Here is a 22,961-nt window from a genome sequence, read left to right as displayed (position 1 = left end):
CCTTCGGGCGGGACTTTTCCCGCCCGATTTATTTGCGTCTCTTCTGTCTGGAATCACACCGTGACCACACTAGAAAATACCATCGGCAATACGCCGTTGATCAGGTTGCAACGCCTGACGCCCGATAACGGCAGTGAAATCTGGTTAAAGCTGGAAGGCAACAATCCAGCCGGTTCGGTAAAAGATCGTGCAGCCTGGTCGATGATTCATCAGGCGGAGCTGCGCGGTGACATCAAACCCGGCGATACCCTGATTGAAGCGACCAGCGGCAATACCGGCATTGCACTGGCGATGATCGCCGCGATGAAAGGCTATAAGCTGCGCCTGCTGATGCCGGATAACATGAGTCAGGAGCGTCAGGATGCGATGCGTGCCTACGGCGCAGAATTGCTGCTGGTGACGCGTGAGCAGGGCATGGAAGGTGCACGCGATCTCGCGCAAGAGATGGCCGATCGCGGTGAGGGCAGAGTGCTGGACCAGTTCAATAATCCTGACAATCCTCTCGGCCACTATCTCACCACCGGCCCGGAAATCTGGCAGCAGACGCAAGGTCGCATGACGCATTTTGTCTCTAGCATGGGCACCACCGGCACCATCACCGGTGTGGGACGCTATCTGAAAGAGTTTGCCCCTGCGGTGCAAGTGATTGGTTTACAGCCGCAGGAAGGCAGCAGCATTCCCGGCATTCGTCGTTGGCCTGAGGCTTATCTGCCGGGGATTTTCCGTCCTGAGCTGGTGGATGACGTCATCGATATGGCACAGCTGGAAGCCGAGGAAACCATGCGAGCGCTCGCGCAGCGGGAAGGGATTTTCTGTGGCGTTAGTTCCGGCGGCGCGGTGGCCGGTGCATTACGTATCGCGACGACCTATCCGGGTAGCGTGGTGGTGGCGATTGTTTGCGATCGCGGCGATCGTTATCTCTCGACTGGCGTATTTCACTGATTTTCGCTTTCCCCGCATTTTATCTGGCCTGAGCGTGCTGTGGTGGTGCGACCGGGCCATTTTTGTCTATAGTCTCCCTAATAATCGTCTGGTGTTGGCTCTGTAAGGATCGAGTAAAATCGGCTGCGCTCGCTGCCAACTCAGGACAAAATAGCGGCAATTTACACGAGAGATAAAGATGAAAATTCTGCTTGTTGATGACGATGTAGAACTTGGCACCATGCTGAGCCAGTACCTGATTGCGGAAGGCTTTGAAACGCAATTGGTTTTAACCGGAAGCGCAGGAGTGGAAGGTGCGCTATCGGGCAATTACACCGCGATGATCCTGGATATTATGCTGCCCGATATGAGCGGCATTGATGTGTTGCGTCAGGTGCGTCAGAACAGCCGTCTGCCGGTGATTATGTTGACTGCCAAAGGCGACAACATCGATCGCGTGATTGGTCTGGAAATGGGCGCGGATGATTATGTGCCTAAGCCGTGCTATCCACGCGAGCTGGTGGCGCGCCTGCGTGCCGTACTGCGCCGCTTTGAAGATCAGGCGCCGGTGCCCGATAAAAAAGAAGTGCTGCGCTGGGGCGATCTTAGCCTGAATCCGGCCACACGCATCACCGAATGGCAGGGTAAAGCCTTCGATCTGACGGCCTCCGAATTTAACCTGCTGGATCTGCTGCTGCGTGCACCCGATCGCGTAGTGTCGAAAGATGAACTGTCAGAAAAAGGCCTGGGCCGTCCGCGTGAAGCCTACGATCGCAGCGTGGATGTGCACATCAGCAATATTCGTCAAAAGCTGGCTGCACTGACCGCCGACAGCATTAACATTGAAACTGTGCGCAGTATTGGTTATCGCATTCGATGAAACACAGCTACCGTGGCCGCATGTTCTGGAAGATCCTATTGGGCTTCTGGATCGTCTTTGTCATCATCAGCCAGCTGCTGTGGCTCGGTTTTACGCTCTCCGGTAATCGTCACGAGCCGCCAGAAATCGTTGCCATACGTCGTATCGTGAATTTGCAGATGGCTTCCGCCGTCTCGGTTCTCGAGCGCGGTGGGCCGAGTTCACTGGATGACATGATGGCCGATTGGGAACCCAATGACCGTCAGTTCTTCTCAGTGATTCAGCATGACAAACCTGCTGCCACGCCAGGCAATGCGCCGCCTGAAACCTTCAGTGAGCCGTTCCACGGGCCGTTCCCCAATATCATCGTACGTTGGGTGAAAGGGCAGGACGGCAAAGAGTACGAGCTGCGCTACGACGTTAAGGGACTGCGCGAAGATAGCTCAATGGGCGGCGGTGGCCCGCGTCGCATCCTGAACATCCCAGAGCCGATGTTCACCTTTGCCGGTGCGCTGGGGCTGCTGTTCAGCTTACTGCTGGCCTGGAACCTGACGCGCCCGATGCGTCAGCTGCGTGAAGGCTTTGCCCGCGTCTCCAGCGGCGATTTGTCTGTGCGACTCTATCCGGTGATGCGCCGTCGCCATGATGAACTCTCCAGCGTGGCGCAGGATTTTGATGCGATGGTAGAGCGTCTCGATACGCTGGTGAAAGCGCGCGAGGAGCTGTTGCATGATATCTCTCACGAGCTGCGCTCACCGCTGGCGCGCCTGCAGCTGGCAACCGGCCTGGCGCGGCAAACACCGGAATCGGTGGAATCTTCCCTTAGCCGTATTGATGAAGAAGCTCGACGCCTCGATAAGATGATTGGCGAGCTGCTGACGCTGTCACGCGCGGAACATGAAAGCATGCCCGGAGAGCAGTACTTTGACCTCACGGGCCTGCTGCACGCGGTGGTCACAGATGTGCGTTACGAGGCACAGATCCCGGGCGAAAAGTCGATTTTCAGGTCGATGAGAACGCCGACTACACTGTGCACGGCAATGCCGAACTGATACGCCGTGGCGTGGAGAACGTCCTGCGTAATGCGCTGCGCTTCTCGCACAAAGGCCAGCACATCAGCGTGCGATTGCAGGCGGAAAACCAGTGGCTGGCGATTCGCGTGCGCGATCAGGGGCCGGGTGTGGATGAAGAGAAGCTCTCCAGCATCTTCGATCCTTTCGTACGCGTTAATTCGCCACTGATGGGCAAAGGATACGGCTTAGGGCTCTCCATCGTGCGTAAGGTGATTCTGGCGCACCACGGTGAAGTGCAGGCGGTGAATCGCCCTGAAGGTGGCCTGGAGCTGACCCTGAAGCTGCCGCGATGGAAGCAAGACTAAAGGTTTAAAGCGAAACTTACTGCTAACAGCACGCATTATGTGGAGTAGGGCAGGACGACCGCACCATCCCCAACACACGAGCCACACAAACAAAAACGGCACCCATTGGGTGCCGTTTTTACTATCCAGACGCTGCTTACTTCTTAATGCGGATAACCGGGGTTTCACCCACAGTCACCTGACCGGAGAGTTTGATCAGGTCTTTGATTTCGTCCATGTTCGAAATCACAACCGGCGTCAGCGTGGATTTTGCTTTCTCTTCCAGCAGTGGCAGATCAAACTCGATCACCACGTCGCCTTTTTTCACTTTCTGGCCTTCTTCAGCGATGCGTTTGAAGCCTTCACCTTTCAATTCAACCGTATCAATACCGAAGTGGACAAACAGCTCAATGCCGTTGTCAGACTCGATTGAAAAGGCGTGGTTGGTTTCGAAAATCTTACCGATGGTGCCGTCAACAGGAGCAACCATTTTGTTGCCAGTTGGTTTAATGGCAATACCGTCACCGACGATTTTCTCAGCAAATACCACATCAGGTACGTCTTCGATATTCACGATTTCGCCTGACAGAGGCGCAACGATATCAATAGTCCCTGACGCGCTCTCTGATTTTTCGCCAAAAAGTTTAGAAAACAAACCCATGATCTTCTCCTAAGCAGTAATTTGGGGCCAGCGTCTCGTGGATCAGCAGAGCGTTTTTTCTTTGATGAATTTGTTGACCAGATTCATCAAATCTTCCGCTGTGGGTTGAGCCAGAGCCTGCTCCGCCAATGCCTTCGCATCTTCGAAATTGGTATTACGAATAATCTTCTTGATGCTCGGGATTGAAATGGCACTCATGCTGAATTCGTCCAGCCCCATTCCCAGTAACAGTAGTGTAGCACGTTCATCACCAGCCAGCTCACCACACATGCCGGTCCATTTCCCTTCGGCATGTGATGCGTCGATCACTTGCTTAATGAGGCCCAGTACAGATGGCGTCATTGGGTTATAGAGGTGTGAAATCAAATCATTACCACGATCGACCGCCAGAGTATACTGCGTCAGGTCATTTGTCCCAATACTAAAGAAGTCGACTTCTTTCGCCAGATGGCGTGCAATCACCGCGGAAGCAGGCGTTTCAACCATAATGCCCACTTCAATGGTCTCATCGAAGGATTTGCCTTCTTCACGCAGCTGGGCTTTCAGAAGTTCCAGCTCGCCTTTCAGCGCACGCACTTCTTCCACCGAAATGATCATCGGGAACATGATGCGCAGTTTGCCGAAGGACGATGCACGCAGGATAGCGCGCAGCTGAGCATGCAGAATCTCTTTACGATCCATCGCGATACGAATCGCACGCCAGCCGAGGAACGGGTTGTCCTCTTTTGGCAAGTTCATGTACGGCAGATCTTTATCGCCGCCGATGTCCATGGTACGCACGATCACTGCCTGAGAACCCACGGCTTCAGCAACGGCTTTATAAGCCTGGAACTGTTCTTCTTCGGTAGGCAGCGAATCACGGTCCATAAACAGGAATTCGGTACGATACAGGCCCACGCCTTCCGCACCGTTGCGCTCTGCACCCGCGACGTCGCGCACGGTACCGATGTTGGCGCACACTTCAACCTGATGGCCGTCCAGCGTGATAGCCGGCAGGTCTTTCAGCTTGGCTAATTCGTGTTTTTCAGACAGATATTGTGTCTGGATGGCTTTCAGCTCTTCCAGCACTTCATCGGATGGATTGACATAAATCTTGTTGTTTACGCCATCGATGATCAGGTAATCACCGTTTTTAACGGTGGTGGTCACGTTACCGGTTCCCACAATCGCAGGGATTTCCAGAGAACGCGCCATGATGGACGTATGCGAAGTACGGCCACCGATATCAGTAATAAAGCCCAGCACCTTCTTCAGGTTCAGCTGTGCGGTTTCTGACGGCGTTAAATCCTTTGCCACCAGAATAGATTCGTCTGCAATCGCACCGAGGTCGACAATGTGCAGGCCCAGAATGTTCTGCAGCAGGCGTTTACCGATGTCACGTACGTCAGCCGCACGTTCTTTCAGGTATTCGTCGTCCAGTTCTTCTAGCGCCTTTGCCTGGCCATCAATGACGGAGTAAGCCGCTGCGTCAGCCGTTGCGTGATCTTTTTTAATCAGGTCGATGATTTCCTGCTCAAGCTCTTCATCTTCGAGCAGCATGATGTGACCTTCAAAGATCGCCGCTTTCTCTTCACCGAGGGTTTCACCGGCTTTGATGCGGATGGCTTCAAGCTGTACAGCCGCTTTGCCACGTCCATCAAGGAAGCGTTGAATTTCTTGTTCAACCTGATCGTCGGTAATTTTTTTACGGCTGATGACGATCTCATCTTCCTTCAGCAAAAGTGCTTTGCCGAAAGCGAAACCTGGTGATGCTAAAATGCCTGAAATCATAACCCTACCTTTTAATCACGATGGCTCATTGACCCAATGCGTTGCCACTGTAGCGGAACAGTACTCTAAGGAAGCAAGAACGCGGACAGGTTGTCCGCGATCAAGATATTTGCACTCAATGGGGCAAAAGAGTCGGTTTAGTTGCTTGCCTGAGCGGAATTACTCCAGCTCAGCCATCAGTTTCACCAGATGCTCAACCGCTTGCTGCTCATCTTCACCTTCAGCAGACAGCGTAACAACCGTACCCTGAGTCAGACCCAGAGTCTGCAGTTTGAACAGGCTTTTCGCACTGGCAGATTTGCCATTTGAGGTCACAGTGATATCTGACTGGAAAGCCTTAGCTTCTTTAACGAACTGAGCTGCAGGACGGGTATGAAGGCCGTTAGGTGCGGTAATGGTAACTTCTTGCTGGAACATTCTATTTCCCCAACTTTATCAGGTTTGGTGTTATGGATCTAAAGTCTAGCCTGGAGCCGTCACTTTAGCCTGTGAAGGTGCGCTGGTATGGCATTAAGCTGACCAAAAAATGCGCATAGTAAGGTGCGTCTTTCGGTTGCAGATCAAAAACTGCACACATTCGACACTGTGATTAGTATGCCGTGATTCGCCGTTTCGCCAAATCAGTTTATCGATTCAGCTTGATCCACTTCAAAGCCTGATTAATTTCAGGCACCGAAATAATTGGAAGCTTAAATACCAGAGCCACGACATTGAAATCAATCTGTCTGGTGATAAAAGTGAGATCTGCACCACAAAAAAGCACCCGATCGGGTGCTTTTTTTCATCGTTTTCAGAATTTGGAGGTTACTGCTGCAGCTCTTTTTCGGTGAACAGATCGGCGAAGAGGGCGGTGCTAAGATAACGCTCACCGGAAGAGGGCAGGATCACCACAATGTTCTTATTGGCGAACGCTTCGTCTTCCTGCAGCTTCAGTGCGGCAGCCACGGCTGCGCCCGAAGAGATGCCTGCCAGAATGCCTTCTTCTTCCATCAGCAGACGCGCGGTGCTGATCGCTTCTTCGTTGGTAATCGCCACCACACGATCAACCAGCTTCAGATCAAGGTTGCCAGGGATAAAACCGGCACCGATGCCCTGAATTTTATGTGGACCCGGTTTGATCTCTTCACCGGCGATAGCCTGAGCGATAACCGGGGAATCAGTCGGTTCCACCGCCACGGTGATCAGCCCTTTCTTACCTTTGGTGTTCTTGATGTAGCGGCTCACGCCGGTCAGCGTACCACCGGTACCTACGCCCGCAATAAACACATCCACTTCACCGTCCGTGTCTTCCCAGATTTCTGGGCCAGTGGTTTTTTCGTGGATTTCCGGATTAGCTGGATTGCTAAACTGCTGCAACAGCACGAATTTGTCCGGATCGCTGGCGACGATTTCTTCCGCCTTGGCGATAGCACCTTTCATGCCTTTAGGGCCTTCAGTCAGCACCAGGTTGGCACCCAGCGCTTTTAACAGCTTACGACGTTCAACTGACATGGTTTCTGGCATGGTCAGCGTCAGCTTGTAGCCACGCGCTGCAGCCACATAGGCCAGCGCGATACCGGTGTTACCGCTGGTAGGTTCAACCAGCTCAACGCCCGGCTTAAGAATGCCGCGTTTTTCAGCGTCCCAAATCATATTGGCACCGATACGGCATTTGACGCTGAAGCTCGGGTTGCGCGACTCGACCTTCGCCAGGATGCGTCCATTACCGATGCGGTTCAGTCGAACCAGCGGCGTATGACCAATTGTCAGAGAGTTGTCTTCATAGATCTTACTCATAGCTCGTCCTTAACTGTATGAAATATTGGGAACCCTCAGAGCATACCTGTTCTTCCGGTGTGCGGAAGGAAAGAAATCGCATATCTATATAGCCCACAACCATAAGCCTTACGCAAAAATGCATAAGGCTTTTTGAAGCATTAGTGCCGTGCGTGTTGTGGACGATAGCGATCGACCCACATCGCGGTGGCGCCGCATACCGCCACCGGCATAATCGCCAGGTTCAAAATTGGGATCATCGTAAACAGGCTGACCATCGCACCAAACTGCATATTGGCCGTTTTGTGCTGGCGCAGCGCGCTACGCATCTGGTTAAAGCTTACTTTGTGATTATCGAAAGGATAGTCGCAATATTGAACCGATAGCATCCACGCGCTAAACAGGAACCACAAAATCGGTGCCACCGTCTGACCAAATCCGGGGATAAAGTAAAGCAGCAGCAATCCCAGCGCGCGTGGCAAATAGTAGCCGAGCTTCTGTAATTCGCGTTTCATGATGCGTGGAATATCCCGCAGCATCGCCATCCAGCCACTGTCAGGCAGCGGTTTACCGGTAAGACGTCCCTCCAGTTGCTCGGCCAGCAATCCGCAAAATGGCGCGGCAATCCAGTTCGCAATGGTGGAGAAAAAGTAGCTGAATACCAGCACAATCGAAATCACCGAAAGCGGCCACAGCAGATAACTGAGCCACTGTAGCCAATCAGGAATGTGCGACATCAATGCCGGGATCCATTGGCCCAGGCGTTGAAACAACCAAACAAATGCGCCACCCAACAGCAGAATGTTGATCAGCAACGGGATAATGACATAGCGGCGAATGCCGGGCAGGCGCACTAACTTCCAGCCTTCGGCGAAGTAATGAAGACCATTAAATGATGAGGGCGAATTCTCAACGGGCATAGCGAGCCTTTCTCCTTTATGTGGCGGCGCGAACATCATAACCTGGCTTTTTGTCGGTAGCAGGCGCCCTTTGCGCGAAAAAACAGCAAAAAAGCGTGGGGCGGCTATCTTATTTGTCAGAAAATACTGCACAGACTTGCACTTGTGTAGCTGGGCAAATACAGTTAGAGGATAAAGTTTGCCGTGGTGGCAAGGTATTGGAACAACAGAGAATACAATGATGCAGGATTTGCGTCTGATATTAATCGTTGTTGGCGCGATCGCCATAATAGCGCTGCTACTTCACGGACTGTGGACCAGCCGTAAAGAGCGCTCTTCCGTGTTCGCGATCGCCCGCACAACGTCTGAAACAACGCGAAGAAGCGGATGAAGATCTGCAGAGCGACGAAGATGATGGCGTCGGCGAAGTACGTGTCCGTCGCAATCGTGACGCCCATGAAGAGCCCGAGTTTGACGCGCCTGTGACTAAACCTGTCAGCGCGCCGCGTGCGCCTGAACCCGCGCGTCAGCCGTTCTCGCGTCATGAAACCCCATTGATGGGCGATCCGCTGCTGGATGATGAGCCAGAAGTGCGTCAACCTGCGCCTCAATCACCGGTGACAAGACCGGCGCCAGCGCCGCAGCCAAAACCGCAGCCGCAGCCGGTTCAGGCCGATCCATTACTGGATAATGAGCCGCTGTCTGCCACTCAGCCTGCGCCTGAATTTATGGCGGCTGAAGAGCCAGAATATGAAGACGAGGTGCCGGTTGCACATGAAGCGCCTCAACAGCCCGTTGCTTCTACCCAAAGAAAAAATGAAGCGGTGCTGGTGCTGCACGTTGCCGCCCATGCCGGTGGTGAACTGAACGGCGAAGCGTTGTTGCAGGGTATTCTGCAAGCGGGCTTCCAGTTTGGTGAGATGAACATTTTCCATCGCCATCTGAGTCCTGCGGGCAGCGGCCCGGTACTGTTCAGCCTGGCGAATATGGTGAAGCCTGGCTCTTTCAATCCGGACACCATGGGCGATTTCAGCACGCCGGGCATCTCCATCTTTATGATGGTGCCGTCTTACGGTGATGCTAACCAGAACTTTAAGCTGATGCTGCAATCTGCACAGCGTATTGCGGATGATGTCGGCGGTGTCGTGCTGGATGATGAGCGTCGGATGATGACGCCGCAGAAGCTGGAAACCTACAAAGCGCGCATTCGCGAGGTTATCGGCTGATAGCCGCGAGCAAAATCAAATATTAACGAAACAACCCCGCTTGTCGGGGGTTTTTTATCGGGTAAAACACTATGAAATCGGTTCAGGAGCAGATCACTGCGCTGCGCACCTCGTTACGTCACCATGAGTATCTCTATCACGTGATGGATACGCCGGACATTCCGGATGCAGAATATGACCGACTGATGCAGCAACTGCGCGAACTGGAAGCGGCACACCCCGATCTCATCACACCGGATTCGCCTACCCAGCGCGTGGGCGCGGCGCCGCTGGCCGCCTTCGAACAGGTGCGTCATGAAGTGCCGATGTTGTCACTCGATAACACCTTTGATGAAGCCGGTTTTCTTGCCTTCAATAAGCGCGTGCAGGATCGCCTGAAAAGCAGCGACGATTTAACTTACTGCTGCGAACTTAAGCTGGATGGTTTGGCGGTCAGCCTGCTGTATGAGGATGGACTGCTGGTGCGCGCAGCAACGCGCGGTGATGGCACCACGGGCGAGAACATTACCGCCAACGTGCGCACCATCCATGCTATTCCACTTCGCCTGCACGGTGACAACATTCCTGCCCGTGTCGAAGTGCGTGGTGAAGTCTTTATGACCGAAGCGGGCTTCGAGAAGCTCAATGACGATGCACGCCGCACCGGTGCCAAAGTATTTGCTAACCCGCGCAACGCCGCTGCGGGATCGCTGCGTCAGCTTGATCCGCGCATCACCGCCAGGCGCTCTTTGACCTTTTTCTGCTACGGCTTTGGCCTGCTGGAAGGCGGTGACATGCCTGCCAGCCACTGGCAGCGTCTGCAACAATTTAAAGCCTGGGGATTGCCGGTCAGCGACCGTATTCGCCTCGCGCATACGGCGGAAGAGGTGCTGGAATTTTATCGCCAGGTTGAGCAGGATCGCCCATCTCTCGGATTCGATATCGATGGCGTGGTGATCAAGGTCGATTCTCAGGCGCTGCAGGAGCAGTTGGGCTTTGTCGCCCGCGCTCCACGCTGGGCCGTGGCCTTTAAATTCCCGGCGCAGGAGCAGATGACCTTTGTGCGCGAGGTGGAGTTTCAGGTTGGACGTACTGGCGCGATTACGCCTGTTGCGCGTCTGGAGCCGGTTCAGGTGGCTGGCGTGGTGGTGAGTAATGCCACGCTACACAACGCCGATGAAATCGCACGCCTTGGCCTGCGCATTGGCGACAAAGTAGTGATTCGCCGCGCCGGTGATGTGATTCCGCAGGTAGTAAACGTAGTGGAATCAGAACGCCCGGATGATACCCGTGAAATTGTTTTTCCCAGTCATTGCCCGGTGTGTGGTTCTGATGTGGAGCGCGTGGAAGGGGAAGCCGTCACTCGCTGTACCGGCGGACTGATTTGCGGTGCCCAGCGTAAAGAGGCGCTCAAGCACTTTGTTTCACGTCGCGCGATGGACGTGGATGGCATGGGCGACAAGATCATCGATCAGCTGGTTGAAAAAGAGTACGTTCACACGCCAGCTGATTTGTTCCGCCTGACCGCCGGTAAGCTGACGGGATTGGATCGCATGGGGCCAAAGTCGGCGCAGAACGTGGTCGATGCGCTGGAGAAAGCTAAACTCACGACCTTGCCACGTTTTCTGTATGCGCTCGGTATTCGTGAAGTCGGTGAAGCCACTGCTGCAAATCTGGCCAACCATTTCGGTTCGCTGGAAAAGGTGATGGATGCCGATCTGGATGCGCTGATTGCAGTGCAGGATGTCGGCAAAGTGGTGGCGGCTCACGTGCGCAATTTCATGGAAGAAGAAAGCAATCGCGAAGTGATCCGCGAACTCACCGAGGAGGTGGGCGTGCATTGGCCGCAGCTGGAAGTGGTGAATGTCGAAGAGATCGACAGCCCATTTGCTGGCAAGACCGTGGTGCTGACCGGTTCACTGTCGCAGATGAATCGTGACGATGCCAAAGAACGTTTAGTCGCGCTGGGCGCGAAAGTCAGCGGCAGCGTGTCGAAGAAAACGGATTTGTTGATTGCCGGTGAAGCGGCCGGTTCAAAACTGGCGAAAGCGCAGGAGCTGGGGATTCCGGTGATCGATGAAGCGGAAATGATTCGCCTGCTGGGAGCCTGACATGGATAAATTTCAGCTGGTTGAGATCGCTAATACCGCGATGCCGTTCGGAAAGTACAAAGGTCGGATGCTGATTGATGTGCCGGAAGAATATCTGCTGTGGTTTGCGCGTAAAAATGAGTTTCCCGCCGGCAGGTTAGGTGACCTGATGCAGTTGACTCTGACGATTAAAATCGAAGGGCTGCAGGAATTGGTCAAGCCTCTCAAACGTAGTGAATAACAAAGCGGCCCGCGATTGCGGGCCGTTTGCTTAGGATTTCTGTGCTTCGACTTGCTGTTGTGCAAGCCGTTTTTCATTGCCGGCTTTATAGCGCTGGGCGATGAACGAACACACCATCAACTGCACCTGATGGAAGATCATCAGCGGCAGCACGATAATCCCGACCGAGCTGGCAGGGAACAGGATGTTGGCCATCGGCACGCCATTCGCCAGACTTTTTTTCGAGCCACAGAACAGTACCACGATTTCATCGGCGCGGCTGAAGCCAAACAGACGCGAGGCACCCAGGTTAATCGCCAGCGCCACAAACAGAATCAGCACGCTGCCCGCCAGAATCCACAGCAGAGTATCCACACCCACGCGATGCCAGATGCCATTCACCACGGCTTCACTGAAGGCGGAATAAACCACTAACAGGATCGAGGTCTGGTCGGTTTTACCAATCAGGCTACGGTGTTTCTCTACCCAACCGCCAATCCAGCGACGTGACAGGTGACCAATCACAAACGGCACCAGCAGTTGCAGCATGATTTTACCGATCTGCTCGAAACCATTGCTCGGCGCATCGCTGTGCACGTTCATCACCAGGTTGACCAGCAGCGGTGAAACAAATACACCCAGCAGACTGGAAGCTGAAGCCGCGCAGACCGCAGCCGCGACGTTACCCCCCGCCATTGACGTAAAGGCAATCGCGGATTGTACGGTGGCAGGCAGAATACACAGATAGATAAAGCCCGTGTAAATCTCCGGACCGACGTTCACCGGATGCCACCACACCAGCAGCAAGCCGAGAATCGGGAACACCACAAAGGTGCTGCACATAATCCACAGATGCAGACGCCAGTGGCTGCTACCGGCAATAATCTTTTCGCGAGACAGCTTGGCACCGTGCATAAAGAACAGCAGGGCGATAGCGGCAGTGGTCAGGTATTCAAAGAAATCGACAAACCCGCCTTTGGCCGGGATGAAGCTGGCCAGCAGCACGGTGATGATGAGTTTGACCATCATCGGGTCGAGTCGTAAAAAGCCCATTGTTACAATCCGGTTAAAATAAAAAATGATGGTGCTGATTGTGCGCTAGCCGGGTTTAGAAATAAAATTGATTTATTGCATCAATCTATGAGCGATATCGATGAATTACACCTTACGTCAGTTACGCACCTTTGTGGCAGTGGCACAGCAGGGCAGTTTCAGCCACGCCGGGCAGGCGATTGGGCTGAGCCAATCCGCGGTGAGTCACAGTATTAAAGAGCTGGAAGCGGAAATGGGCGTGCGATTGCTGGACCGCACCACACGTGAAGTGATGTTGACGGAAGCGGGGCATCAGCTGGCTACCCGACTGGAACGTTTGTTAGAAGAGTTGAATACCACGCTGCTGGATGTACGCAGTTACGGCGAGCAGCGCAGTGGCACGGTGCGCGTTGCCGCCAGCCAAACGCCCTCGGCAAACCTGATGCCGCAGTGTCTGGCCAGCAGCCAACAACGCTATCCGGATATCCGCGTTATCTTGCACGATCGCGCTCAGCAGTCAGTGCTGCAAAGCGTGCGTAATGCAGAGGTGGATTTTGGCATTGTGATCGGCCCTCTCAGCGATACTGACTTTGATTACGAAGATATTCTGCAGGAGCCGTTTTTATTGTTGTGCCATGCGGATGATGCTTTGGCGCAGGTGGCGCAAGCTCAGTGGGGAATGTTGGCCGGGCGCAATCTGGTGTTGCAGGATTATGCATCAGGGAGCCGTCTGCTGGTGGATGCCGCATTACAACAGCTGGCTATCAAAGTGCAGGTGGTACAAGAGATTGGCCATCCCTCCACGCTATTTCCCATGGTGGAGGCGGGGATTGGCATCAGCATTCTGCCAGCGTTGGCACTGCCGTTACCTGCGGGGCGTAAATTGACGGTGCGTCGGCTCTATCCAGAGATAAACCGTAACCTGATGCTGATTAAACGCAAGAATCGTTCTCTGACACTGGCTGCCGAAGCAATCTGGCAGGAAGTGCGCCAACAGGCAAGCCTGCTGGCGCAACAACGCACGCTCAAACCGGCGTTTTAGACGTAAACGTTGATTTGATTGGACTCGGTCGGGCGGTTGATACCATCGGCTTTCGGCGCGCTGGTTGCACTTACCGTTGAAGGCTGCTGTGCTTCCTGCTTCTGCTGGGCTTTTTCAGCCGCCTGCTGCTCGATTTGCGCAATCTGCGCTTCAATCATTTGAATCTGGGATTGCAGCATCTGCTCTTGTTCAGATTTTTGCTCATCTGTCAGAGAGTCATCGCTGGATAAATCTTTAATTTCTTTGGTGATGCTTTGAATCTGTTTGTTCAGGCTGGCCACTTCTGACGTCGAACCGCCACCGCTGCTTGCCGTACTGACACTGCTAACACTTGAGATAGTAGACATGGTTTTCTCCTTGCAATAGACCATTATCGTTATCGGCAAGGGGATAAAACGGCTTGAGCGCGCAAAGCGTTAAGTGTTTGCAAAGGTTTCGTCAGGATGGGGCAAATCGCAGATAGCAAAAAGGCGCCTTTAGGGCGCCTTTTTACATTGGTGGGTCGTGCAGGATTCGAACCTGCGACCAATTGATTAAAAGTCAACTGCTCTACCAACTGAGCTAACGACCCGAAGTGGTGGGCGATGACGGGCTCGAACCGCCGACCCCCTCCGTGTAAAGGAGATGCTCTACCAACTGAGCTAATCGCCCACTTCGGAACTGCTTAACAAGAGTGTCATCTGACTAAGATATGGTGGGCGATGACGGGCTCGAACCGCCGACCCCCCTCCGTGTAAAGGAGATGCTCTACCAACTGAGCTAATCGCCCATATCTTACTCTTCAAACTCTTGCACACTGCGAGCCACTTTTAGAGTGGTGGGTGATGACGGGCTCGAACCGCCGACCCCCTCCGTGTAAAGGAGATGCTCTACCAACTGAGCTAATCACCCCCGCTGTGTGGAGTCGCATTATAGGGATCCTTCGAAGTGAGTCAACGCTTTTTAAAACATAAATGCGCGTTCGCTTTAAATTTAGGCATCATGTCGCGCTTTTAGCCAATGTGCTGGTTTTATTAGCAGAAAAACGCACTTCGATTGAGTAAGCCCCCGCGACAGTCATTGAGGAAAGCGTCCCACCTGCTAGAATATGCGCACTGTTTTTTCGCGTTAACCCGTTTTTTTGTCATCCAGATAAAGAAACCTGCGCATCTAAGGCAATGCTGAATGAAAATCAAAACTCGCTTCGCACCCAGCCCAACTGGCTATCTGCATGTGGGCGGTGCCCGTACTGCTCTTTATTCCTGGCTTTATGCTCGCCATAACAAGGGCGAATTCGTTCTGCGCATCGAAGATACCGATCTGGAACGCTCCACGCCGGAAGCCATTGAAGCCATCATGGATGGGATGAACTGGCTTAACCTGCAGTGGGATGAAGGTCCTTACTATCAGACCAAACGCTTTGACCGCTACAACGCGGTGATTGATGAAATGGTTGAAGCAGGCTCAGCTTATAAATGTTACTGCTCTAAAGAACGTTTAGAAGCGTTGCGTGAAGATCAGATGGCGAAAGGCGAGAAGCCACGTTATGACGGTCGTTGCCGTGACAGCCATGAACATCATGCAGCGGATGAGCCTTGCGTGGTGCGTTTCCGCAACCCACAAGAGGGTTCGGTAATTTTCGATGACCAGATCCGTGGCCCGATCGAATTCAGTAACCAGGAGCTGGATGACCTGATCATCCGCCGTACCGACGGTTCACCGACCTACAACTTCTGTGTTGTGGTCGATGACTGGGATATGGGCATCACTCACGTTATCCGTGGTGAAGACCATATCAACAACACGCCTCGTCAGATCAACATCCTCAAAGCGATTGGTGCAGAAGTGCCAACCTATGCGCACGTCTCGATGATCCTTGGCGATGACAGTAAGAAGCTGTCGAAACGCCATGGCGCGGTCGGTGTGATGCAGTATCGTGATGACGGCTATCTGCCAGAAGCGCTGCTCAACTATCTGGTCCGTCTGGGCTGGTCACATGGCGATCAGGAAATTTTCAGTGTGGCCGAGATGGCCGAACTGTTTACTCTGGATGCAGTGAGCAAATCTGCCAGCGCCTTCAACACCGAAAAGCTGCAGTGGTTAAACCATCACTACATTAATACGCTGCCGCCGGAATACGTGGCAACGCAGCTGCAGTGGCACATCGAGCAACAGAATATTGATACCCGCACGGGCCCGGAATTAGCGAAGCTGGTGACGCTGCTGGGTGAGCGTTGCAAAACGCTGGTAGAAATCGCGGCTTCTTGCCGTTACTTCTATGAAGAGTTCGATGCCTTCGATGCTGATGCCGCCAAGAAGCACCTGCGTCCTGTGGCGCGTCAGCCACTGGAAGTGGTGCGTGACAAGCTGGCTGCGCTGAGCGACAGCGAGTGGAACGCTGAGAATGTGCATAACGCGATTCAGGGTGCTGCTGATGCACTCGAATTGGGTATGGGTAAAGTGGGTATGCCGTTGCGTGTGGCCGTCACCGGTGCCGGTCAGTCTCCGGCACTGGATGTGACGGTCGAAGCGATTGGTCGCAGCCGCAGCGTGGCTCGTATCGAAAAAGCGCTGGCCTTCATTGCTGAGCGTGAAGCCCAGGCTTAATTGAGTGAGCGGCAGCCTGTAACGTTGCCGCTGCAATTATCGCGGGTAGTAAAAAAGCCGGGCGCATGACGCGCCCGGCTTTTTTTAATCTTCTTTAATTCCTAGCCGTTCCAGCACGCCACTGATTCCTTCACGCAGTAACAATGCCGCCAGCTGGTCTTGCTCTGCGGTTGTCATTTGCTGGACGGAATTTATTAATAACGCAGGTAACGTATTTTGTTGTGCACCGTAATTAGCTGCCGGTTCGGTCGCGTGGCGGGTGGACTGCACAAAGCTTTTGACACGCTCATCAATATGAATCAATCGCGCTTTACCACCCTGAACACCGGGCTTGGGCGTGGTTGTCCAGTTTTCGCGTTTGATCCACTTATTCACCGTTTGCCGACTATAGCCCGTTTCCAGCGCGAGCTCCTCGGGGGTGAGCCATTCCTTTTTCACGATGCTGTCCCTGTTAAATACATTAGCTGTACATATTACAACAAAACGTAACGGGGAGAAGTCATACGGCAGGAAAATGCCTCTTGTCGGATGACAAAAGGCATAATTCTATTATTGCGCTTCGCTTACGGCAGGTTGTTCAGGACGGAAAGCGAGGAAATAGGTGAGGCCAACAAAAATTGCGCCGCCAACACCGTTGCCGAGGAACACTGCAACCACGTTTGGCGCAAATTCAGCCCAGTTCATTTGGCCAGCGAAAATCGCGGCAGGCACAATAAACATGTTTGCCACCACGTGCTGGAAGCCAATGGCCACGAACGCCATCACCGGGAACCACATGCCAAAGATTTTGCCAACCATGTCTTTACTGGCGAAGGCTAACCACACCGCCAGACACACCAGCCAGTTGCAGCCCACACCCGAAATAAAGGCGTGCAGGAAATCCGCATTCACTTTCGCGTGAGCAATCGCCACGGTCTTTTTCAGATAATCGCCTTCGGTCATGCCCAGCATATGGCCAAAGAACCACGCGACCGCGATGCTGCCGATAAAGTTAGCAATCGTGACCCAGAACCAGTTGCGCAGCACGCTGAAACCGCTGATCCGGCGCGCGAACCAGGCGATCGGCATGGTCATCATGTTGCCGGTTAACAGCTCACCGCCGGCCAGTACGGTCAGAATCAGGCCAACCGGGAACACCGCCGCGCCGAGGAAGCCGCCAAAGGAGCCCCATTCTGCAGGCAGTTGGTTGATAACATGCAGATCCAGCAGGAAACCGGTGGCAATAAAGGCACCGGCCATAAAGCCGAGAATCAATAAGGTAGATACAGGCAAACGGCTCTTAGCCACGCCCGCTTGAATCGCCAGTTGGGCGATCTCTTTCGGTGTATGCAGCGACATAATTCACTTTTCTTTTATTGAACAAGGGGGAAGTTGCTGGCCGGTCAAAGAGTGATAAACCCTGGTAGGTTGACCGGTTAATTAGCGCGCTAAGTTTTACACTTACCCGTAACGAACACAAGATTATTCCTAACATCCTTAACCGGGATTTAACCTCGGTTGACGGTGGAAGAAGGGGAGAAATGCGTGTCACAAGGTCAAAAAAAGGCCTCAGTGGCAGCGGTTTGCCGCCTTTTTCAGCGATTGAACACATAACGAGAATTTGGCGTTGACACTCAGGGAGCGGTTTCATATTATGCCGTCCGTCGAGTTAAATCGGCTGTTTTTCGGTGCTGGGGGTATAGCTCAGCTGGGAGAGCGCTTGCATGGCATGCAAGAGGTCAGCGGTTCGATCCCGCTTATCTCCACCAAATCGTTCCCAACGATGTGCACCGAAAAAAGATTTCCAGATGTGGGGGTATAGCTCAGCTGGGAGAGCGCTTGCATGGCATGCAAGAGGTCAGCGGTTCGATCCCGCTTATCTCCACCAAATCTCTGTTCGTTCTGAACAAATGCACAATTCCAACACTAGTTCGTATTGATATATCCAGTATTGCATGGCTTATTGCGCGATAAATCGCGCCGCTACGGCTTTATGCGTTCTGAGGTTGTTATTCCATTGCGATATCCAGCATGACGAGCCTGAGAGCGATAAATTGCGCCGTGACGGATTGGTGCGTTCTGAGGTTATCCAAACCGCACAATCTCGTTGCGGCGCGATTCATCGCGCGAAGTTAGCTATCAAGCCTTAGCGGTTTGCGCTTGTGCAGGCAGCACGCGGAAGCCATGTGTGCCATCGCGATCCAACTGCGCCACCAGCCCGTATTCCCAATCCAGATACGCCTGCATTACAGCCGGTTCGATATCCGTACCTTCATAGGGGCGGCGATAACGATCAATCGCGGGAGACAATAACTGCTGATCGCCTTGTTCGGTAGGCAGATGCGCCGCGCGCCAGGCCGCATTGCCGCCTTCTAAAACAAACACCGGTTTGCCGGTGAGTTCCGCCACTTGTTCTACCGCATAACCGGCTAACAGGCTGCTGCCGCAGGTCAGCACATAGCGTCGTGCTGCTGGCAGCACGGCTTCGCCTTGTTGTTGCAGCGTTGAGCGTAACAGCCAGCCCGCGCCGGGAATATGGCTATTGAGATGATTGGCGCGCGTGGTGAAGTCCAGCACCTGCGTCTGGCCTTCTTCCAGCCAGTCAGCGAGTTGCTGTGGTGAGATGAATTCAGGCTGCTCCACGGAGGGCACCTGCGCTTTCCAGGGGCCTGTCGCGCTGAAATCGCTGGCTTGCAGCTCTTCCAGCACCGAAACCTGCCAGCCCAGCTGTGCCAGCCAGGAAGCCGTCATGTTGGCGCGTACGCCATCGTCATCAATCAGTACAATCCGTGCACCGCGCACGCTGGCGTAATGATCGGTTTCCTGCACCAGCTGTCCGCCGGGCACATGACGACTGCCGGGCAGATGACCCGCCGCATACTCATCGGCATCGCGCACATCAAACAGGTAAGTGGTGCGCGCTTCCTGCTGCCAGCGCTTAAGCGTTGCCAGTGGAATGCGTTCCACGCCTGCGCGATCGGCAATGCCTCGCGCGTGGCTCGCCGCCTGGCGCTGTGCGGTTTCACTGGTTTCACCGTAACGGCGTGACTGACCTTTATCCAGATCGTGTCCTGCCAGCGTCCAGCCAATAGTGCCGTTGCGCAGCGCAAATACCGGATTGCGGATACCGGCATTGACCAGCGACTGGGTGCCGATGATGCTGCGTGTGCGGCCCGCGCAGTTCACTATCACCGTGGTTTCCGGCGAAGGCGCGAGGTCACGCACGCGTAACACCAGTTCGCCACCGGGCACGCTGGTGGCACCGGGAATACTCATGGTCTGGTATTCATCAAAGCGGCGGGCATCCAGCACCACCACGTTGGCGTTGCTGTTAATTAAGCTGTGCACTTCATCGGCGGAAAGGGAAGGGGTGTGATTATGATGTTCAACCAGTTCACCAAAGGCTTTGCTCGGTGAGTTTACATCGATAAACAGTTCACCGCCGGCTGCTTGCCAACCCGTTAAATCCTCTTTTAACAGCGCCACATTGCTGTAGCCCAGCGCGGCAATACGCTCTGCTGCTGCCTGCGCCAGACCCTCGCCGTTATCATATAAAGTGATGGCTGTTGTAAGTTGTGGAATACGGTCCAATAGCTCCAGCTCCAGTTTGGAGAGCGGGATATTCACCGCAAACAGCGGATGTCCGGTGGCATACAGCGCTTCATCGCGCACATCAATAATCGCCACTTCATGCTGCTGACGCAGTGCTTCCAAAATGTCCGCCGCCTGGCGGAAGGGGAATGCGGTTTTACTCATGTGAAAGATCCCAAATGTTCGGTAAGTAACGGTTGCTGTAACCGGAGATAAACTGTTTTCACTGCCGTCTTCGCGATACACCGCGCGTTTTACCGCGCCGATGTTGGCGCCATAAACGTGGATGCTGATCGAGACGCGATCGTCATAGGCATTGCTCACGCGATGGATATCGCCCACGGTGGGCGAAACGGCTTCAACGCTGCCAGGATCGAGACGTATCGGCGCGCCTTCCGGTTGCAGGCCATTCGGCCCAGGCTGCCAGGATTGCGAAATCTCCGCGCCGCGCAGCATGCCAATTAATCCCCAGACGCGATGGTCATGAATCGGCGTTTGCTGGCCAGGCCCCCACACGAAGCTCACCACGGAGAAACGCTGTCGGGCATCGGCATACAGCAGATATTGTTGATAGTGTTCGGGATGCGGCTGGGTATAAGCCTCGTCCAGCCAGTCGTCATGCCGGATCAGTTCACCCAGCCACGCGCTGCCCTGTTGTAGAACAGTGGCTTCACCGGGATTCTGATCGAGTAACGTAGCCAGATTACCGACAAAGTCGCGTAAACGATGATGCTGATAAACACTCATGATTTATCTCCCGGCGCGCTTTTAGCGACCTGATTGGCCTGAGCCGACAAACTAAAATCAAAGGCTTTACTGACATCGATCGCTTTCGGCAGCACCTGATAGCGATGGAAGAAGTCAGCGGATTTTTGCAGCGTGGGGATCAGGCTGGCATCAAACACCAGCGGCCGAATGCGCGCATCGGCTATCCAGCTGCTGGTGATGTTAGTAGGCATATTCAGTGTCTTACCCAGCACGCTGGCAAACTCCTGAGGATGCTGCTGCGCCCAGATTTGCGCCTTTGCCAGGCGAGCCAGCAGATCGGCAATCGCTTTACGCTTGCCGGCATCATTGATCGCTTCATCACGTGCTAACGCGTAAGAGTAACCCGACATAATGCCTTTGCCGCCGCCATCAGCGACGCGCACCGTGCCATCGACGGCGGTGGAGGTGGCGATATAAGGTTCCCACGGCGCCCATGCGGATACAGCGCCTGAAGTCAGTGCAGCGCGCCCATCCACCGGACCGAGGAAACGAAACGTGACGTCACCCGGTTTTAATCCCGCACGTTCGAGCAAGCCAAGCAGCAGATAGTGGCCCCAGCCGCCGCGATTCACCGCGATCTGCTTGCCTTTCAAATCCTGCAAACGGTGAATGCCGGCATCAGGCCGCGTCAGCAGCGCGATACTGTCAGGATTGTTCTGCCATGCGCCTACCGCTTTAACCGGCGCGCCAGCCGCAAACACAAACAGGAACGGCAAATCGCCAGTAAAGCCGACATCCAGCGCGCCGGCATTTAACGCTTCCTGCACCGGTGCACCCGAATCAAACGCCGTGAGTTTCAAATCGTAAGGCAGGTTATTGAGTTCGCCCGACGCTTTTAACGCGGCAAAACGATCCCCTTTAACATCGCCCAGGCGCAACGTGACTTTATCAGCAGCGAACAGCGGATTGAGCGTGGAGAGCGCCAGCGCAACACCGGTAAACAGTGCAGCCAGCCGCATCAGGCGCTCCTTTTGTCTGCGGCGTTAAGTGCAGCCACTTTCTCGCGCGTCAGCGGAATCAGTTCCTGACCATATTCCACCGCATCATTCAGCGGATCGAAGCCGCGAATCAGCACGCTGTGAATGCCCAGGCGATAATATTCCAGCAGCGCGTCGGAAACCTGCTCGGCGGTGCCGACCAGCGCGGTAGAGTTGTAGCCGCCTTGCACCAGTTTGGCCACGCCGGTCCACAACACTTTATCCAGACGATCGCCTTCATTGGCGGCGGCCAGCAGGCGCTGTGCGCCGACGCTTTGTGGTTTAGGTTTGCCAAACGCAAAGCCGGTTTCGTGTAACTGTTTTTCAGCCAGCTCACGGATGTGCTCGGCGCGCTCCCAGGCTTCCTTCTCGGTTTTACCGATAATCGGACGGAACGAGATATTGAAATCAATTTCACGACCTTGCTGAGCCGCGGCCGCGCGTACAGTGCGCACCGTCTCTTCCGCCCCTTTCAATGGCTCGCCCCACAAGGCAAAGACATCGGCGTGACGCGCTGCGACGTCAATCGCTTCCTGTGACGATCCGCCAAAGTACACCGGCAGTTTTTTCTGCACGGGCTTGATGGCAGAAAATGCCTGCTCAGCCTGATAAAAGTTTCCCTGATGATCATAAGGCTGGCTGGATTCCAGGCTTTGCTTCAGCACGGTCAGGAACTCGTCGCTGCGCGCGTAGCGTTCGGCTTTGTTGAGAAAATCACCATCGCGGCGCTGCTCGACATCGCTGCCGCCGCTGATGATGTGCACTGCCAAACGACCATCGGTGAGGTGATCGAGTGAGGCCAGCTTACGAGCGGCCAGAGTTGGTGCCACAAAGCCCGGACGATGCGCGAGCAGGAATTTCAGGGTTGAGGTGTGTGCTGCCGCATGTGCAGTGACCAGGAAGCCGTCCGGTTGATCGGACCAATAGCCCACCAGAATGCGATCGAATCCCGCTTCCTCATGGGCGCGAGCAAAACGGGCGATGTAATCTTTATCGAACAGCGGGCCGCTGGCGGGGATGATCTCGGAAGCCAGGCGGTGGCCAATCATGCCAAGAAATTGAATGCTCATACGATTCTCCTGATGTGAAGTCATGGAGAAAAGCTACGGGCGCAGGCAACCGTGACGGAAATTCAATATTGTGCAAAGGTTTTGCGTTTGTCGGGGAAGCAGCGAATGGCGGGGATAAACGGCTTTAAACGCGAGATAGAACAGAAAGGCATAATTAAGAAGAGAAGGGCGAGCCGCAG

The 22,961-nt window shown here is 54.1% G+C and carries 18 protein-coding genes, 6 tRNA genes and 3 pseudogenes; 10 read left to right on the top strand and 17 right to left on the bottom strand.

Going from position 1 to position 22,961, the window contains the following annotated elements:
* Positions 1-60 precede the first annotated feature (60 nt).
* From cysM to HA45_RS15200, 3 genes and pseudogenes are all read left to right on the top strand, one after another.
* Entirely contained in the window at positions 61-942 is an 882-nt protein-coding gene (gene cysM, locus HA45_RS15210) for a cysteine synthase CysM (protein WP_100701204.1), read from the top strand.
* 178 nt (positions 943-1,120) lie between these two features.
* A complete protein-coding gene (locus HA45_RS15205; RefSeq protein WP_100701203.1) occupies positions 1,121-1,801 on the top strand; it encodes a response regulator transcription factor in 681 nt (226 codons plus the stop codon).
* Positions 1,798-3,158, top strand: a pseudogene (locus HA45_RS15200) (ATP-binding protein). Before HA45_RS15205 ends, HA45_RS15200 begins: the two are co-directional and overlap by 4 nt.
* Positions 3,159-3,294: 136 nt before the next feature.
* On the opposite strand, the gene crr reads toward HA45_RS15200, so the two are convergent.
* The 5 genes from crr to cysZ form a co-directional block, all read right to left on the bottom strand.
* Positions 3,295-3,798 (bottom strand): PTS glucose transporter subunit IIA, encoded by a 504-nt coding sequence (gene crr, locus HA45_RS15195; RefSeq protein ID WP_034825872.1) that lies wholly within the window; start codon positions 3,796-3,798, stop codon positions 3,295-3,297.
* 42 nt (positions 3,799-3,840) lie between these two features.
* Positions 3,841-5,568: a phosphoenolpyruvate-protein phosphotransferase PtsI gene (gene ptsI / locus HA45_RS15190; protein ID WP_100701201.1), complete on the bottom strand. Its 1,728-nt coding sequence runs from the start codon at positions 5,566-5,568 to the stop codon at positions 3,841-3,843.
* A 159-nt stretch (positions 5,569-5,727) separates the two neighbouring features.
* On the bottom strand, positions 5,728-5,985 hold the full coding sequence (gene ptsH / locus HA45_RS15185; RefSeq protein WP_034825876.1) for a phosphocarrier protein Hpr: 258 nt from the start codon (positions 5,983-5,985) through the stop codon (positions 5,728-5,730).
* Between the two features lie 387 nt (positions 5,986-6,372).
* Positions 6,373-7,344 carry a cysteine synthase A gene (gene cysK / locus HA45_RS15180; protein WP_100701200.1) on the bottom strand — a complete coding sequence of 324 codons (972 nt, stop codon included), beginning with the start codon at positions 7,342-7,344 and terminating at the stop codon, positions 6,373-6,375.
* 140 nt (positions 7,345-7,484) lie between these two features.
* The gene (gene cysZ / locus HA45_RS15175) at positions 7,485-8,243 is read right to left on the bottom strand and encodes a sulfate transporter CysZ (RefSeq protein WP_100701199.1); all 759 of its coding nucleotides are present in this window, start codon (positions 8,241-8,243) and stop codon (positions 7,485-7,487) included.
* Positions 8,244-8,460: 217 nt separating this feature from the next.
* Here cysZ and zipA point away from each other — a divergent pair.
* The 3 genes and pseudogenes from zipA to HA45_RS15160 all read left to right on the top strand — a co-directional run bounded on the left by zipA (position 8,461) and on the right by HA45_RS15160 (position 11,758).
* Positions 8,461-9,448, top strand: a pseudogene (gene zipA, locus HA45_RS15170) (cell division protein ZipA).
* Between the two features lie 71 nt (positions 9,449-9,519).
* Positions 9,520-11,538, top strand: a complete 2,019-nt coding sequence (gene ligA, locus HA45_RS15165) for an NAD-dependent DNA ligase LigA (protein WP_100701197.1) — start codon at positions 9,520-9,522, stop codon at positions 11,536-11,538.
* Position 11,539: 1 nt separating this feature from the next.
* Positions 11,540-11,758 (top strand): DUF3820 family protein, encoded by a 219-nt coding sequence (locus tag HA45_RS15160; RefSeq protein WP_100701196.1) that lies wholly within the window; start codon positions 11,540-11,542, stop codon positions 11,756-11,758.
* 30 nt (positions 11,759-11,788) lie between these two features.
* On the opposite strand, the gene HA45_RS15155 is transcribed toward HA45_RS15160, so the two are convergent.
* Positions 11,789-12,790 (bottom strand): bile acid:sodium symporter family protein, encoded by a 1,002-nt coding sequence (locus tag HA45_RS15155; RefSeq protein WP_100701195.1) that lies wholly within the window; start codon positions 12,788-12,790, stop codon positions 11,789-11,791.
* 100 nt (positions 12,791-12,890) lie between these two features.
* Here HA45_RS15155 and HA45_RS15150 point away from each other — a divergent pair, with 100 nt between their 5' ends.
* The gene (locus HA45_RS15150; RefSeq protein WP_100701194.1) at positions 12,891-13,811 is read left to right on the top strand and encodes a LysR family transcriptional regulator; all 921 of its coding nucleotides are present in this window, start codon (positions 12,891-12,893) and stop codon (positions 13,809-13,811) included.
* On the opposite strand, the gene HA45_RS15145 is transcribed toward HA45_RS15150, so the two are convergent.
* The 5 genes from HA45_RS15145 to HA45_RS15125 form a co-directional block, all read right to left on the bottom strand.
* A complete protein-coding gene (locus HA45_RS15145) occupies positions 13,808-14,158 on the bottom strand; it encodes a FlxA-like family protein (RefSeq protein ID WP_100701193.1) in 351 nt (116 codons plus the stop codon). The two genes, HA45_RS15150 and HA45_RS15145, sit on opposite strands and share 4 nt — an antisense overlap.
* 148 nt (positions 14,159-14,306) lie before the next feature.
* A tRNA-Lys gene (locus HA45_RS15140) sits at positions 14,307-14,382 on the bottom strand.
* A gap of 4 nt (positions 14,383-14,386) precedes the next feature.
* A tRNA-Val gene (locus HA45_RS15135) sits at positions 14,387-14,462 on the bottom strand.
* A 41-nt stretch (positions 14,463-14,503) separates the two neighbouring features.
* Positions 14,504-14,580: transfer RNA gene (locus HA45_RS15130), tRNA-Val, on the bottom strand.
* 46 nt (positions 14,581-14,626) lie between these two features.
* Positions 14,627-14,702 (bottom strand) — tRNA-Val (locus tag HA45_RS15125).
* A 273-nt stretch (positions 14,703-14,975) separates the two neighbouring features.
* Between HA45_RS15125 and gltX the strand changes: the two genes are divergently transcribed.
* Complete coding sequence (gltX, locus tag HA45_RS15120) at positions 14,976-16,397, top strand: glutamate--tRNA ligase (RefSeq protein ID WP_100701192.1); 1,422 nt, start codon at positions 14,976-14,978, stop codon at positions 16,395-16,397.
* 84 nt (positions 16,398-16,481) lie between these two features.
* On the opposite strand, the gene HA45_RS15115 is transcribed toward gltX, so the two are convergent.
* Entirely contained in the window at positions 16,482-16,835 is a 354-nt protein-coding gene (locus tag HA45_RS15115) for a YfeC-like transcriptional regulator (RefSeq protein ID WP_034825897.1), read from the bottom strand.
* 111 nt (positions 16,836-16,946) lie between these two features.
* Positions 16,947-17,735, bottom strand: a complete 789-nt coding sequence (locus tag HA45_RS15110) for a formate/nitrite transporter family protein (RefSeq protein ID WP_100701191.1) — start codon at positions 17,733-17,735, stop codon at positions 16,947-16,949.
* A 334-nt stretch (positions 17,736-18,069) separates the two neighbouring features.
* Between HA45_RS15110 and HA45_RS15105 the strand changes: the two genes are divergently transcribed.
* Positions 18,070-18,145: transfer RNA gene (locus HA45_RS15105), tRNA-Ala, on the top strand.
* A 43-nt stretch (positions 18,146-18,188) separates the two neighbouring features.
* Positions 18,189-18,264, top strand: a tRNA-Ala gene (locus HA45_RS15100).
* Positions 18,265-18,515: 251 nt separating this feature from the next.
* On the opposite strand, the gene HA45_RS15095 is transcribed toward HA45_RS15100, so the two are convergent.
* The 4 genes and pseudogenes from HA45_RS15095 to HA45_RS15080 all read right to left on the bottom strand — a co-directional run bounded on the left by HA45_RS15095 (position 18,516) and on the right by HA45_RS15080 (position 22,782).
* A complete protein-coding gene (locus tag HA45_RS15095; protein WP_100701190.1) occupies positions 18,516-20,132 on the bottom strand; it encodes a rhodanese homology domain-containing protein in 1,617 nt (538 codons plus the stop codon).
* Positions 20,125-20,714 (bottom strand): annotated as a pseudogene (locus HA45_RS15090) (cysteine dioxygenase family protein). The gene HA45_RS15095 and the pseudogene HA45_RS15090 overlap by 8 nt, the downstream one beginning before the upstream one ends.
* Entirely contained in the window at positions 20,711-21,694 is a 984-nt protein-coding gene (locus HA45_RS15085; RefSeq protein WP_100701188.1) for an ABC transporter substrate-binding protein, read from the bottom strand. The pseudogene HA45_RS15090 and the gene HA45_RS15085 overlap by 4 nt, the downstream one beginning before the upstream one ends.
* Positions 21,694-22,782, bottom strand: a complete 1,089-nt coding sequence (locus HA45_RS15080; protein ID WP_100701187.1) for an LLM class flavin-dependent oxidoreductase — start codon at positions 22,780-22,782, stop codon at positions 21,694-21,696. The genes HA45_RS15085 and HA45_RS15080 overlap by 1 nt, the downstream gene beginning before the upstream one ends.
* Between the last annotated feature and the right edge of the window lie 179 nt (positions 22,783-22,961).

Source organism: Pantoea rodasii, from assembly GCF_002095465.1.
Lineage (GTDB): Bacteria > Pseudomonadota > Gammaproteobacteria > Enterobacterales > Enterobacteriaceae > Pantoea > Pantoea rodasii.
The sequence above is the reverse complement of the archived record's forward strand: the minus strand, read 5'-3'. Positions and strand labels throughout refer to the sequence as shown.